This is a genomic window from Janthinobacterium sp. GW821-FHT03C08 (genome assembly GCF_059420905.1).
Window position 1 is genome coordinate 1 of sequence record NZ_JBWKUP010000030.1, and the last position, 13,918, is coordinate 13,918.

Genomic DNA, 13,918 nt, shown 5'->3' on the forward strand with positions numbered 1-13,918 from the left:
GACTGTTAATTGTTAAAGAACGGTATTCGGTACTGCTTATTTGCTACTCTCGCGCTATCGACAAAGCGTTGTGTTTGCCAGCTGCGAAGAAGAAAGAGTATGAAGCATTTCGCTAAATCCGTCAACCTTCTTTTTTCACCCTGCTTTACTCGGCATTTGCATGCGTCGTTCAGCGAGGGGGCGAATTATAGCCCTGCCCTGCACGCGCCGCAAGGATTAATTTTCCAGGCACGCACAGGCGCGCCACCGCCCAGCAAGCCCGCCCTTCACTTCAAGCGCCCATTTGTGCAGCCTGTCGCAATCGGCTGGCATCGCGCCATCGCTTTAGGCACAGTGGCAACATCAGACTCTGACACGGCACAACAACAGGTTAAACTTGTCCGCCGCGTCGATTAACTCTTGTATCTTGTATTTGAAAGCGTCCACATGCTCCCGATTTCCAACCTGCCACAACTGTTGAAAACCATCCTCGCCTGGTTGCAACGGGCATTCGACGCGACCACGACATGGGTCACCCAGCTGTCCTGGTGGAAGTTTTTCCTGTTTGCCGCACTGGCCCTGATCGCCGGCTCGATTCTGCAAGATGAGCTGTTCTCCTCCAGCCCGAACGAGGAAGTCGTCATCAAATCCCACAAGCGGGCCAGCAAGGGCACGGGGGAAACGAATATCCTGATCGACGATACGGGCATCCACTTCAACCCCCGCAACAGCAAGAACCGGCGCAGCAGCACGGCCGATGCCGCCAGCGAGCCGGCCGATGCCACCGAGACGGACGAGCACGCAAATACCGTGCCGCCGGAACCGCCCGAGCCGCCAGCGGCCCCTGCGGCGCCGGCCAAGCCCAGTTATCCGGTGACGACCAATGCTTCCGGGGAAGAAGTCCACATCGAACTGCCGCCGCAAATCGGCGAAGAGCTGTCGAATGCCATCGAGGAAGCCGTCGATGATGCAGCAGAGCAAAAAGTGTCACGCTACCACCAGCAGGCTTCCACCTGGTTCAAGAGCTTTGTCTCGCTGCTGGTACTGGCCCTGTTCGCCATGAAGGCCCTCGTCGGCGGCAAGAAACGCGCCGAAGCGGAAACGGTCACGGCAAACGAAGCGGCAGAGCGCGAATCCATGCAGCGCCAGCTCAGCGAAGCGAAGATGCAGATGATGCAGGCGCAAGTCGAGCCGCACTTCCTGTTCAACACCCTCGCTTCCGTCGAGCATTTGATCCAGGTCGATCCGCCGCGCGCCGCCAAGATGCAGCGCAGCCTGATCCAGTACCTGCGCGCCGTGCTGCCGCAAATGCGCGACAACGCCCTGATCACCAACCTGGGACGCGAGGCGGACATGGTGCAGGCGTACTTGAACCTGCTGAAGATGCGCATGGAAGAGCGCCTGACCGTCGATTTCCAGATTCCCGACGGCCTGCGCAGCGCCGCCTTCCCGCCCATGATGCTGCAATCGATGGTGGAAAATGCCATCAAGCATGGCCTGGAAGTCAAGCCGGAGGGCGGCACCCTGCGCATCGTGGCGGAAGTGGCGCACAGCAAGCTGCGCGTGACGGTCACCGATGACGGCCTGGGCTTTGGCGTCGTGCCCAGCGATGGCACGGGACTGGGCTTGCCCACCATCCGCGAGCGGCTGAAGCTGCTGCATGGCGACCAGGGCAGCCTGACCATTACGCCAAATCAACCCAGTGGCGTGTGCGCCGTGATCGAAGTGCCGTATCAGCTGTCCAAATAAGGTGTATCAATTCGGCAGTTGATAAAAACGCCAAATCATTGAATAATCAATCTTCGCCTGTTCACACTTGAGACCTATGCCTACCGCTATTATTGCCGACGACGAAAGACTGATGCGCGACCAGCTGCGCCTGCGCCTGGGCCAGGCCTGGCCCGAACTGGAAATCATCGGCGAAGCCAAGAATGGCGACGAAGCGATCGAACTGGTGGAACAACTGAAGCCGGACTTTGCCTTCCTCGATATCCGCATGCCGGGCAAGACGGGCATGGAAGCGGCCCAGGTGATCGGCGGCAAGACCCACATCGTCTTCGTCACGGCCTATGACACCCACGCCGTCGAGGCGTTCGAGCGGGGCGCCGTCGATTACGTGCTCAAGCCGCCCGAGCATGAACGCCTGCTGGTGACGGTGGAGCGCCTGAAAACCCATCTGAACAAGCCGGCGCTGGACGTCAACAGCAGCGTCACGGCCATGCTGTCGCAGCTGGCGGAAAAGATCACGGCCAAGCCCGCCTACCTGCAATGGATACAGGCCAGCATCGGCCAGGACTTGCGCATGATCCCCGTGGAAGAGATCCTGTTCTTCCGCTCGGACGAAAAATATACCTGCGTGCAGACGGCCAAGTACGAAGCCTTGATCCGCAAGCCCGTGCGCGACCTGGCCGAAGAGCTCGATCCTTCGCTGTTCTGGCAAATCCACCGCGCCACCCTGGTCAACGTGAATGCCATCGAAGGCGTGACGCGCGACATCCGCGGCCGCCACCTGGTGCTCATCAAGGGCAAGGCCGACAAGCTCGAAGTGAGCCGCAGCTTCCTGCACCTGTTCAAGCAAATGTAATCGCGCACCGCCGCCCGGCCCTCGCCGGCTCGGCGCCTTGATCTCTTCCTTTCCCCTTCCTGCGCCACATCAAGCCACGCTGCGCCAGCAGGCATAGGCTACAGAAAGTCCCGTCCGCCGTTGCCGCCCTGCCTTCGTTCACGTTCGCAAGGAGAACCCCATGCCCGACCGAGGCAGCTCCACATTGCTGCGCATGCTGCCCCTGGGCATGGCGGCGGCGCTCCTGCTGTGCCTGTTTCCTCCCCTGAAAGCCAGCAGGCAAAGGCAGGCGCGCGGCCAGGCCATCATCGACAGCGCCAGCGATGCCATCATCAGCATCGACAGCCGGCAACTCGTCCTGCATGCCAACGCCGCCGCAGCCAGGCTGTTCGGCGACACGCCGGCCGGCATGCGCGGCATGCGTCTGGGCCACTACATCCTGCGCGACTTGCGCAGCCTGGGCAAGCACGATGGCGATCCGCCGTTCGATGACATCAGCCAGGAGCTGCGCCTGACAGGCCGGCGCGCCACCGATTACACCCTGACGGGCCGGCGCAGCGATGGCGCCATGTTTCCGCTGGAAGGGTCGCTCTCGGCCATGCAGGAAGATGGCCGCAGCGTGTTTACCATCATCGTGCGCGACATCAGCGCCCGCAAGCAGGTGCATGAACAGCTGGCCCGCTCCTTTTCGCAGCTGCGTGAACTGTCGAGCGCGCTGCAATCCATCCGCGAAGAGGAACGCAAGCATATCGCGCGCGAACTGCACGACGACCTGGGCCAGTTGCTGGCCACCCTGCGCGTTGACCTGACCCTCGTGCGCCAGCACACGGACACGACCTTGCCCCTGCAGGCGCTGCTGCAGGGCATGGATGGCTTGCTGGTCACGGCCATCACGTCGCTGCGCCGCATCGCCAGCAACCTGCGTCCGCGCGCGCTCGATGAAGGGGGACTGTATTTCGCCCTGCAAAAGCTGCGCCACGATTTCCTGCAGCGCCGCACCGTGCATTTTGACTTGCTGGCCGACGAAGCCGACCTGGTGCTCGACGATGCGCGCAGCACGGCCATCTACCGCATCGTGCAGGAGGCGCTGACGAATATCGCGCGCCACGCCGAGGCGAGCCACATCACCATCGCCCTGCACCGCATCGACTCCTCACTGGCGATCACCATCCAGGATGACGGGCGCGGCATCGCCGAGCGCGACCTGGAAAAGGCCACGGCCCTGGGATTGCTGGGCATGCGCGAACGGGTGTGGGGCTTGAATGGCAGCATCCATATCGGCGCCGACAGCGAACTGGGTGGAACACGCATCGAAATTTCGCTGCCCATGCAGGCGGAAGTGATGGAAACAGCCCTGCCATAAAAAAAAGGCGCCCGCAGGCGCCCTTGCTCTTGGCAAAAACCGTGCTTAGAACTTGTGGGTCATGCCCAGCTGATACATCGATTTTTCGCTGAACTGGTCGCGGCCACCGTAGACGTACACGGCGGTACGCTTCGACAGCGGGTAGTCGTAGCCCAGGCCGTAGGCCTTGGCCGTTTCCTTGCCGCTCACGGTGTTGCTGTCTTGCTTCTGTTTCACGTAGCTGACCTTGATGGCGCCGCCGCCGATGTCATAGGCCAGGCCCAGCAGGTAGCTCTTGAATTCGCCCGTGGCAGCGACGTCGGTATCCGCTTTCGAGTAATCGAAGGTGACTTTGGCCGGGCCGAATTTGTAGCCGCCGCCAACGATCCACAGTTTTGGTTCAGCCGCTGCGTTGGCAACGGACTGCACTTTCTTCTGGTAGCCGGCGTGCGCGCTGGCTGGACCCTGGTCATACGTGGCAACCACGCTGAAACCCGAATCGGCATCCTTGATTTCGCTGGCAACGTATTGGCCGCTGACCACGAAACCGCTGAACGACGGGCTGTTGTAGGTCACGGCATTGCTGACGCGCGATACGCCCACCACCGATGCGCTAGGAATGGCTTGCGCGCCGTTTGGCGACTGGCCGCCGCGCATGACTGGCTCATTGATCTTGCCGATCACGCCATAGGTGTTGAAAGGATCGACGCGGGCCAGGGTGCCGTCGATCAGGTCCTTGGTGCGGCCCAGGTAGACGGTACCGAAGTCGCCGGTCAGGCCGACCCATGCCTGGCGATCGAACAGGGTGTTCGCGGTCGCTTGCGCGCCGGTGTCAGCCTTGAATTCGCTTTCCAGGTTGAAAATGGCTTTCAAGCCATTACCCAGATCTTCCGTGCCCTTGAAACCAAGGCGCGACGCTTGATTTTCACGTTCCAGCAACGCACCGCCAGTGGTCTTGGCAATGCCCAGATCGACCACGCCGTAGACGGTGACGTTCGATTGTGCTTGTGCCGTGGCTGCCGCGAAGGCGCCGATGATCAATGCTGCCAGAGTAATTTTTTTCACTTGAGATTCTCTACATTAGGTTGGACAAGATGTGCTGCTTAGCTGCTGAACCGAATCATGCCAACCAAATACTTCAACAATATGACATCGACAAGATGTTGCTTTTTGGCACAACACCGTGTTACATAAAAACAACAGGCGAAAAAAAACCGCCCGCAGGCGGTTCTTCTTGCAGCACGCCCGCTTACTTCAGGCGGCAGCTCAGCAGCCAGTAGTATTCCAGGCGCTTCATGCGGATTTCGCGGGCCGAGTGGGCAAACTTCTTGCGCAGATGGCTATCCGACGGGAAATTCTTCAGCACTTCGTAGCGCTCGCCTCCCTCCGTCGTGCGGAACTGGTGGGTATTGCCTTCCAGGTCGGTGCGCGCGATGACCGTGCTGCTGCCATCAACATACGAGTTGTCGATCAGCACCAGCAAGATGTCCTTGCCCAGCTTGCTGCGCAACTGCTTCAGGTACTTGTCCTGGTCTTCGCGCTTCACGTGCGACCACCAGAAACCGGCAAACACGGCCGTGAACTTGCCCAGCAGGTCATCGGGCAGGTTGAAGGCGTCGAGCTTGGCGAAGGTGACGTTGTCCGGCAAGCCGCGGGCCTGGGCCAGCGCCAGCATTTCATCGTTGATGTCGGTCGCCAGCACGGTCTCGGCCGTCTCGGCGATCACTTCCGTCCAGTAACCGGTGCCGCAGGCCAGCTCCAGCACGGTGTGGCCTTCCAGCGCGTCGGCGACCTTGTCGCGCAATACTTCCAGGTCTTCCTGGCGTTCGGGCTTGTCATAGACGCGCTCGTACTGCTGCGCGATGGTGGCGTAATATTTGGCAAGCTGATCGGTAATCATGTGTTTCTTCTCTTCGTAAATAAGCTGGGCCAGGCACATCGCCCGCCCGTGTCCTGCATTGTTATAGTTCGTAGTGCTCTTTCTCGCCGCTCATCGCCTGCTCGATGAGCTTGCGGTTCAGGGTCGGCGTGAGCAACTCGATAAAGGTATAAATATAGCTGCGCAAATACGCGCCCTGCTTGACGGCCACGCGCGACACATTCATGCCGAACAGGTGCCCGACAGGGATGGCGCGCAAGCCTTTGTCGCGCTCGGCATCGAAGGCCATACCCGCTATGATACCAATCCCCATGCCCAACTCGACATAAGTCTTGATCACGTCCGCGTCGATGGCCTCGAGCAAGACGTCCGGTTTCAGGCCCCGCAGCACGAAAGCGTGGTCGATCTTGTTGCGTCCGGCAAACGCACTGTCATAGGTAATCAGGGGGAAGGCGGCGATTTCTTCCAGGGTCACGGACTTCGACTTGAGCAGCGGATGGTCGACGGGCACCACCACCACATGCTCCCATTGATAGCAGGGCAAGGTGATCAGGCCATCGATGGCGGCGATCGATTCCGTGGCAATCGCCAGGTCGGCCTGGTCGCGCTGCACCATTTCGGCGATCTGGCGCGGATTGCCTTGCAGCAATGATAATCTTACTTTCGGGAACTTCAGCATGAAGGCCTGTACCACCTTGGGCAAGGTGTAGCGCGCCTGCGTATGCGTGGTGGCAATGGTAAAGCTGCCGCTGTCCTGCGCCGCGAATTCCTTGCCGATGCGCTTCATGCTGTCGATTTCCTGCATGATCAGCTCGACGGACTCCAGCACCAGGCGGCCCGGCTCCGTCAAGCCGCGGATGCGCTTGCCGTGGCGCGTGAAGATATCCACGCCCAGTTCCTCTTCCAGCTCGATAATGGCCTTCGACACGCCCGGTTGCGACGTAAACAAGGCCTTGGCGGCGTCCGTCAGGTTGTAATTCTGCCGGACCGCTTCGCGCACGAAGCGCAGTTGATGGAGATTCATTGCTGGATTTGCCCTAGATTGCCGTGATTTGCCGAAGTTCCGCCCCACCCATGATTTTATGTTCATGCATATACGCATATCGCATATAAGCAAATGCGTACTTAGTAGTTTGGATTAAACGCCAAGTTTATTACTATTGCGGGTACTTTGGGGGTGAAAGCATGACTTTGTCTTATATAGTCTCAGGATTTGCCGTAGGATTACTCGTAGGAATGACCGGCGTGGGCGGCGGTTCGCTGATGACGCCCCTGTTAACCCTGCTGTTTGGCGTGCCGCCCTCCGTGGCCGTGGGCACCGACCTGGCCTTTGCCTCGATCACCAAGAGCGCCGGCACCCTCACGCACCGCCTGCGCGGCACCATCCGCTGGGATATCGTCAAGCGCCTGTGCATCGGCGCCCTGCCCGCCGCCGTCCTCGCGACCCTGGCGCTGAAATCGTTCGGCACCCTGTCGCCGGAAATCGGCCAGATCATCCGCTATTCCATCGCCGCCTCCGTGCTGCTGACGGTGGTGGCGCTGATCTTCAAGGGCCGCATGCTGGCCTGGATCAATGCCCACCCCGAAAAACAATTACAAGGCAACAAGCTTTCCGCCGCCACCATCATCGCCGGCGCCGTGCTGGGCGTGCTGGTGACGGTGTCGTCGATCGGCGCCGGCGCCATCGGCGCGACCCTGCTGGTGATGCTGTATCCACGCATGACGTCGGCCGAAGTGGCGGGCACCGATATCGCCTACGCCGTGCCCCTGACGGCCATCGCCGCCCTCGGCCACTGGTGGCTCGGCTCCATCCACTGGGAATTGCTGGCCTCCCTGCTGGTCGGTTCCCTGCCCGGCATCACGCTCGGTTCCTGGGTGGCGCGCTCCGTGCCGGAAAGGTTTTTACGCGTGCTGCTGGCGATGACCTTGACCGGCGTGGCAGTAAAGCTAATCTATTAAGTGGCAAGAGCAGTATCAAGAACATAATCCCAGGCAATCTTCCAGCACCCCGGCTTTTTTAGGAATTGATATGTACCATTACGATCAGTACGACCACCTCATCATCAAAGAACGCATCGCCCAGTACCGAGACCAGGTTGCGCGCCGTATCGCCAATGAGCTGACGGAAGAGGAATTCATTCCGCTGCGCCTGCAAAACGGCCTGTACATGCAGCGCCATGCCTACATGCTGCGCATCGCCGTGCCGTACGGCTTGCTGTCGTCCAAGCAGATGCGCATGTTCGCGCACATCGCGCGCAAGTACGACCGCGGCTATGGCCACTTCACGACGCGCCAGAACATCCAGTTCAACTGGATCGAGCTGGAACAGACCCCCGATATCCTCACCGACCTGGCTTCCGTGGAAATGCACGCGATCCAGACGTCGGGCAACTGTATCCGTAATACAACATCGGACCCGTACGCCGGCGTCGCCGCCGATGAAATCATCGATCCGCGCCCGTACGCGGAAGTGCTGCGCCAGTGGAGCACCTTCCACCCCGAGTTCATCGCCCTGCCGCGTAAATTCAAGGTGGCCATCAATGGCGCCGTGGAAGACCGCGCCGCCATCGCCGTGCACGACATCGGCTTGACGGCCGTGCGCAACGCCGCCGGCGAAGTGGGCTTCAAGGTGATGGCGGGCGGCGGCATGGGCCGCACCCCCATCCTGGGCAGCGTCGTGCGCGAATTCCTGCCGTGGCAGCACTTGCTGACCTACATCCAGGCCATCATGCGCGTGTACAACCTGCATGGCCGCCGCGACAACAAATACAAGGCGCGCATCAAGATCTTGCTCAAAGCCATCGGCGTGGAAGAATTCACGCGCCAGGTGGAAGCGGAGTGGGTCGACCTGAAGGACGGTCCGGAAACCCTGACGCAGGAAGAAATGCAGCGCGTGGCGGATTTCTTCAATCCGCCCGCCTATGCCACCCTGCCGGAATTCGACTACCAGGCGGAGCATGCGGACAACAAGGCCTATGTGAACTGGCTGGCGCGCAACGTCAAGCCGCACCAGCGCCCCGGCTACGTGGCCGTCGTGCTGTCACTGAAGAAAACGGGCGTGCCGCCGGGCGACGCGACGGCCGAGCAGATCGACTTCGTGGCGGATCTCTCCGACCGCTACAGCTTTGGCGAACTGCGCGTGACGCATGAACAGAACCTGGTGCTGGCCGACGTGGAACAGACGAAACTGTTCAAGCTGTGGCAGGAAGCCAAGGCGCATGGCCTGGCCACGCCGAATATCGGCTTGCTGACGGACATGATCTGCTGCCCCGGCGGCGATTTCTGCTCGCTGGCCAACGCCAAGTCCCTGCCGATCGCGGCCGCCATCGCGGAACGCTTCGACAGCATCGACTTCCAGCACGACATCGGCGAGATCGAACTGAATATTTCCGGCTGCATCAATGCCTGCGGCCACCATCACGTGGGCAGCATCGGCATCCTCGGCGTCGACAAGGATGGCAGCGAATGGTACCAAGTGTCGATCGGCGGCGCGCAGGGCAACCACGCGGCCATCGGCAAGATCATCGGACCATCGTTCTCCGCCTTGCAAATGCCGGAAGTCATCGGCCGCCTGCTGCACGTCTATGTGCGCGACCGCCACGAAGGCGAGCGCTTCGTCGATACGGCCCAGCGCCTGGGCCTGGCACCGTTCAAGGAACACGTATATGCAACGCCGATCACCGTCGGCAACCTGGTGGGAGAAGACGAATATGTTTGAAGTACGCGAAGAAATCATCAAGAACGCCGCCGTGGTGCCGAATACCTGGGGCTTGCTGCGCCTCGATGAGGGCGACGCGCCGGACACGGTCGTCGTGCCCGCCGGCAAGGTCATCGTGCCCCTGCCCGTGTGGCAAGCCCAGCGCGAGACCCTGCTGGCTCGCCTGCCCGACATCGGCGTGTGGCTGGCCAGCGACGAGCGCCCGGAAGAACTGGCGGCCGACGTGGCGCAACTGCCCGTCATCGGCGTGGATTTCCCGAAATTCACGGATGGCCGCGGCTACTCCATCGCCTTCAATCTGCGCGCCCGCCTGGGTTTCCGTGGGGAATTGCGGGCCATCGGCGACGTCTTGCGCGACCAGCTGTTTTCCATGCACCGGGTAGGCTTCGACGCGTATGCGACGCGGCCGGACCGCAGCATCCATGACGCCCTGAAAGGTTTATCGGTCTTTTCGGAAACCTACCAGGCTTCCTGGGATGACAAGTCGCCGCTGTTCCGCCGCCACCACCGCGTCGGCCAGAATCCCGACCTCGACAACGCGGCCGGCATCTAAGAAAGCTGGCCATGAGCGACCTCTCTACTTTAATTGACGCCACCGAGCAAACGCTGACACGCATCGCCGCGGACTTTTCGCCGGCCGTGTTCGCGTCCAGCCTGGCAGCCGAAGACATGGTGCTGACCGACATGATCCTGAAGGCAAAGCTGCCCATCGGCATCTTTTCCCTGGAAACGGGCCGGCTGCACCAGGAAACCCTGGCCGTGCTCGACAAGGTCAAGGCGCACTACGACCACGACATCACCCTGTACCGCCCGCAGCCGGAGCTTGTCGCTGCCTACGTGGAACAGAACGGCCTGAACGCCTTCTACAACAGCGTCGAGATGCGCCGCGAATGCTGCCGCATCCGCAAGGTCGAGCCCCTGGGCCGCGCCCTGGCCGGCAACAAGGCCTGGGTCACGGGACAACGCCGCGCCCAGTCCACCACGCGCGCCGAATTGCACGTGCAGGAAGAGGACGCGGCGCACGCCATGACGAAGTTCAATCCGCTGGCCGACTGGTCGGAAGAAGACGTGTGGGCCTACATCCGCGCCAATGACGTGCCGTACAACGCGCTGCACGACCAGGGCTACCCGTCCATCGGCTGCGAACCGTGCACGCGGGCCGTCCAGCCGGGCGAAGACGTGCGCGCCGGACGCTGGTGGTGGGAAAATCCGGATTCCAAGGAATGCGGCCTGCATATGGTGGACGGCAAGTTGATCCGCATCAAATCCGTGGCAGCCTGAACAGACATAACAGACGCAGCAGAACAAGAAAGCATCCAATATGAGCAATATTTTGAACCAGCGCCACCTCGACAGTCTTGAGTCGGAAGCCATCCACATCATGCGCGAAGTGGCGGCCGAATCGGCCAACCCCGCCCTGCTGTTTTCCGGCGGCAAGGATTCCGTCGTCCTGCTGCGCCTGGCCGAGAAGGCCTTCCGCCCAGGCAAGTTTCCATTTCCCCTCGTGCACATCGACACGGGCCACAACTTCCCGGAAGTCATCACCTTCCGCGACAAGAAGGTGGCGGAACTGGGCGAGCGCCTGATCGTCGGTTCCGTGGAAGACTCCATCAAGCGGGGCACCGTGCGCCTGCGCAACCCGGCCACGGATTCGCGCAATGCGGCGCAAGCCGTGACCTTGCTGGAAACCATCGCCGAACACGGTTTTGACGCCTGCATCGGCGGCGCCCGCCGCGATGAAGAGAAGGCCCGCGCCAAGGAACGCATCTTTTCCTTCCGCGACGAATTCGGCGCCTGGGACCCGAAAGCCCAGCGCCCGGAACTGTGGGACCTGTATAACACCCGCGTGCATCCCGGCGAAAACATGCGCGTCTTCCCCATCTCGAACTGGACGGAACTGGATGTGTGGCAATACATCGCCCGCGAGCAGCTGGAATTGCCGCCGATCTACTTTGCGCACGAGCGCCAGGTGATCCCGCGCAACGGCCTGCTGGTGCCGCTGACGGACCTGACGCCGCCACGCGACGGCGAAACGGTGGAAACGCAGGTCGTGCGCTTCCGCACGGTGGGCGACATATCGTGCACCTGCCCCGTGTCGTCCGACGCGGCCACGGTGGACGCCATCATCGCCGAGACGGCAATCACGCAAATCACGGAGCGGGGCGCCACCCGCATGGATGACCAGACTTCCGAAGCCTCGATGGAAAAACGCAAGAAAGCAGGGTATTTCTAATGAACGCAGCAATCCAGAACACCACTCTCACCGACAGCGTCGAACGCGGCATGTTGCGCTTTATCACGGCCGGTTCCGTCGATGACGGCAAGAGCACGCTGATCGGCCGTTTGCTGTTCGACAGCAAGGGCATCTTCGCCGACCAGCTCGACGCCATGTCGCGCTCCAAGCACAAGCGCACGGTGGGCGACACGGTCGACCTGTCGCTACTGACGGACGGCCTGGAAGCGGAACGCGAGCAAGGCATCACCATCGACGTGGCCTACCGCTACTTTGCCACGCCGAAACGCAAGTTCATCATCGCCGACACGCCGGGCCACGAGCAATACACGCGCAACATGGTCACGGGGGCGTCCACCGCCGACGCCGTCATCATCCTGATCGACGTGTCGAAGGTCAAACTCGGTGACGATGGCAGCGTGGAACTGTTGATCCAGACCAAACGTCATTCGACCATCGCCCACCTGCTGCAGATCGAGCACGTGGTCGTCGCCGTCAACAAGATGGACCTGGTCGATTACGATGAAACGGTGTACAAGCGCATCGTCGCCGCCTACCGCGAATTCGCCCAGTCGCTGGGCTTGAAGGACATCACGCCGATTCCATTGTCGGCATTGACGGGCGACAACGTCGTCGAACGGGGCGAGAAGCTGGGCTGGTACACGGGTCCCACCCTGATCGAGCTGCTGGAATCCTTGTCCGTCTACGACGAATCGCACGACGCGCCCTTCCGCTTCCCCGTGCAACTGGTGGCCCGTCACAACGGCCACGAAGCGAACGACTTCCGCGGCTACATGGGCCGCATCGAGGCGGGCAAGGTCAGTATCGGCGACACCCTGGTGGTGCAGCCCTCGGGCCAGACGGCAACAGTGAAAGATATCGTCACCCTGGACGGCTCGCTGCCGACGGCCGTGGTGGGCCAGTCCGTGACCCTGCTGCTCAATGAATACCTGGACATTTCGCGCGGCGACCTGCTGGCCAGCAGCGAGCGCCCCGCCACCCTGCTGAAAACAGTGGTGGCCGACGTGTGCTGGCTGTCGGAAGACGCGCTGGACCTGCGCCGCAAGTACTGGATCAAGCATGGCACCAAGCAGACGGCGGCCAAGGTGACGGCGATCGACTCCATCCTCGACATCAACACGCAGCAGCGCCATCCGGCCGAAGGCTTGAAGCTCAATGACATCGCCCGCATCAGCCTGAACGTGCAGCAGGCGCTGGCGGCCGATGCGTATGCCGATATCCGCGCCACCGGTGCGTTTATCCTGATCGATGAAGTCACCCACCAAACGGTCGCGGCCGGCATGGTTCGGCTCGGCTAAGGAAGGCAGCACCATGAACCACACAGCGACAGCATCTCTCCCCGGCAAGGTCTACCTGATCGGCGCCGGCCCCGGCGCGCAAGACCTGATGACCTTGCGCGGCGCGCGCCTGCTGGCGCAGGCGGACGTCGTGCTGCACGACGCCCTGGTGACAAGCGAGATGCTGGAGCTGTGTCCGCAGGCGCAAAAAATTCTCGTGGGCAAGCGCTGTGGCCAGCTGTCCACGGCGCAAGCCTTCATCAACAAGCAGCTGGTCGACAACGCGCGCAAGCACGCCGTCGTCGTGCGCCTGAAAGGGGGCGATCCCATGCTGTTCGGCCGCGCCGACGAGGAATTGCGGGCGCTGGAAGAGGCAGACATCGCCGTGGAAGTGGTGCCCGGCATCACCACGGCCCTGGCGGCAGCGGCCGCCACCTTGCAGCCGCTGACCAAGCGGGGCGTGGCGCGCAGCGTGGCCTTCTTTACCTCCAGCACGGCGCCGGGCGAAGCGGACCAGACGCGCATCCCCGACTGCGATACCCTGGTGCAATACATGGGCGGACGCGAAGCCATCGTCACGGCGCAGCGCCTGCTGGCGCAGGGCCGCCCTGCCGATACGCCCGTGGTGGTGATCGAGAACTGCAGCCGGGCCGACCAGCGCATCGTGCGCCTGCCGCTCAGCGCGCTGGCCCATGGCCTGGGCGACGCGCACGGCCCCGTCCTCGTGATGCTGGGCAACGCCATGGCCACGCGCGCGCAACAAGCCACCGAAGCAGCGGACACGCCGCTGGCGCGACGCCATGCCTGAATTAAACACAGCGTATTTTACCGACTTTAAAGTCAGTAACTGACGTCTTCCGATAAAACATGATAGGATGCACTCGCATCTTTTCTCGAGAAGTTACT

The 13,918-nt window shown here is 61.7% G+C and carries 14 protein-coding genes; 11 read left to right on the forward strand and 3 right to left on the reverse strand.

Features of this window, described 5'->3' with window-relative positions; translation table 11 throughout:
- The first annotated feature begins 99 nt into the window (after positions 1 to 99).
- From AC07VL_RS27125 to AC07VL_RS27140, 4 genes are all read left to right on the forward strand, one after another.
- Complete coding sequence (locus AC07VL_RS27125; protein WP_494808615.1) at positions 100 to 396, forward strand: hypothetical protein; 297 nt, start codon at positions 100 to 102, stop codon at positions 394 to 396.
- A 30-nt stretch (positions 397 to 426) separates the two neighbouring features.
- Positions 427 to 1,728, forward strand: a complete 1,302-nt coding sequence (locus AC07VL_RS27130; protein ID WP_494808616.1) for a sensor histidine kinase — start codon at positions 427 to 429, stop codon at positions 1,726 to 1,728.
- A gap of 76 nt (positions 1,729 to 1,804) precedes the next feature.
- Positions 1,805 to 2,563 carry a LytR/AlgR family response regulator transcription factor gene (locus tag AC07VL_RS27135; protein WP_494808617.1) on the forward strand — a complete coding sequence of 253 codons (759 nt, stop codon included), beginning with the start codon at positions 1,805 to 1,807 and terminating at the stop codon, positions 2,561 to 2,563.
- Positions 2,564 to 2,723: 160 nt separating this feature from the next.
- Complete coding sequence (locus tag AC07VL_RS27140) at positions 2,724 to 3,905, forward strand: PAS domain-containing sensor histidine kinase (protein ID WP_494808618.1); 1,182 nt, start codon at positions 2,724 to 2,726, stop codon at positions 3,903 to 3,905.
- A gap of 45 nt (positions 3,906 to 3,950) precedes the next feature.
- Here the strand turns inward: AC07VL_RS27140 and AC07VL_RS27145 are convergent, their stop codons facing one another.
- The 3 genes from AC07VL_RS27145 to AC07VL_RS27155 all read right to left on the reverse strand — a co-directional run bounded on the left by AC07VL_RS27145 (position 3,951) and on the right by AC07VL_RS27155 (position 6,787).
- The gene (locus AC07VL_RS27145; RefSeq protein ID WP_290604745.1) at positions 3,951 to 4,949 is read right to left on the reverse strand and encodes a porin; all 999 of its coding nucleotides are present in this window, start codon (positions 4,947 to 4,949) and stop codon (positions 3,951 to 3,953) included.
- 184 nt (positions 4,950 to 5,133) lie between these two features.
- A complete protein-coding gene (locus AC07VL_RS27150) occupies positions 5,134 to 5,784 on the reverse strand; it encodes a class I SAM-dependent methyltransferase (protein ID WP_494808619.1) in 651 nt (216 codons plus the stop codon).
- Positions 5,785 to 5,845: 61 nt separating this feature from the next.
- Positions 5,846 to 6,787 (reverse strand): CysB family HTH-type transcriptional regulator, encoded by a 942-nt coding sequence (locus AC07VL_RS27155; protein WP_290604743.1) that lies wholly within the window; start codon positions 6,785 to 6,787, stop codon positions 5,846 to 5,848.
- Positions 6,788 to 6,948: 161 nt separating this feature from the next.
- On the opposite strand from AC07VL_RS27155, the gene AC07VL_RS27160 reads away from it, so the two are divergent.
- The 7 genes from AC07VL_RS27160 to cobA all read left to right on the forward strand — a co-directional run bounded on the left by AC07VL_RS27160 (position 6,949) and on the right by cobA (position 13,820).
- Positions 6,949 to 7,722 carry a sulfite exporter TauE/SafE family protein gene (locus AC07VL_RS27160; RefSeq protein WP_494808620.1) on the forward strand — a complete coding sequence of 258 codons (774 nt, stop codon included), beginning with the start codon at positions 6,949 to 6,951 and terminating at the stop codon, positions 7,720 to 7,722.
- A gap of 70 nt (positions 7,723 to 7,792) precedes the next feature.
- Complete coding sequence (locus tag AC07VL_RS27165; RefSeq protein ID WP_494808621.1) at positions 7,793 to 9,481, forward strand: nitrite/sulfite reductase; 1,689 nt, start codon at positions 7,793 to 7,795, stop codon at positions 9,479 to 9,481.
- Positions 9,474 to 10,034, forward strand: a complete 561-nt coding sequence (locus AC07VL_RS27170; protein ID WP_494808622.1) for a DUF934 domain-containing protein — start codon at positions 9,474 to 9,476, stop codon at positions 10,032 to 10,034. Before AC07VL_RS27165 ends, AC07VL_RS27170 begins: the two co-directional genes overlap by 8 nt.
- Positions 10,035 to 10,045: 11 nt before the next feature.
- The gene (locus AC07VL_RS27175; protein WP_494808623.1) at positions 10,046 to 10,762 is read left to right on the forward strand and encodes a phosphoadenylyl-sulfate reductase; all 717 of its coding nucleotides are present in this window, start codon (positions 10,046 to 10,048) and stop codon (positions 10,760 to 10,762) included.
- Between the two features lie 40 nt (positions 10,763 to 10,802).
- On the forward strand, positions 10,803 to 11,714 hold the full coding sequence (gene cysD, locus AC07VL_RS27180) for a sulfate adenylyltransferase subunit CysD (RefSeq protein WP_494808624.1): 912 nt from the start codon (positions 10,803 to 10,805) through the stop codon (positions 11,712 to 11,714).
- Positions 11,714 to 13,033 carry a sulfate adenylyltransferase subunit 1 gene (locus AC07VL_RS27185; RefSeq protein ID WP_494808625.1) on the forward strand — a complete coding sequence of 440 codons (1,320 nt, stop codon included), beginning with the start codon at positions 11,714 to 11,716 and terminating at the stop codon, positions 13,031 to 13,033. The genes cysD and AC07VL_RS27185 overlap by 1 nt, the downstream gene beginning before the upstream one ends.
- Positions 13,034 to 13,046: 13 nt before the next feature.
- Positions 13,047 to 13,820 carry a uroporphyrinogen-III C-methyltransferase gene (gene cobA, locus AC07VL_RS27190; RefSeq protein WP_494808626.1) on the forward strand — a complete coding sequence of 258 codons (774 nt, stop codon included), beginning with the start codon at positions 13,047 to 13,049 and terminating at the stop codon, positions 13,818 to 13,820.
- Positions 13,821 to 13,918: the final 98 nt, after the last annotated feature.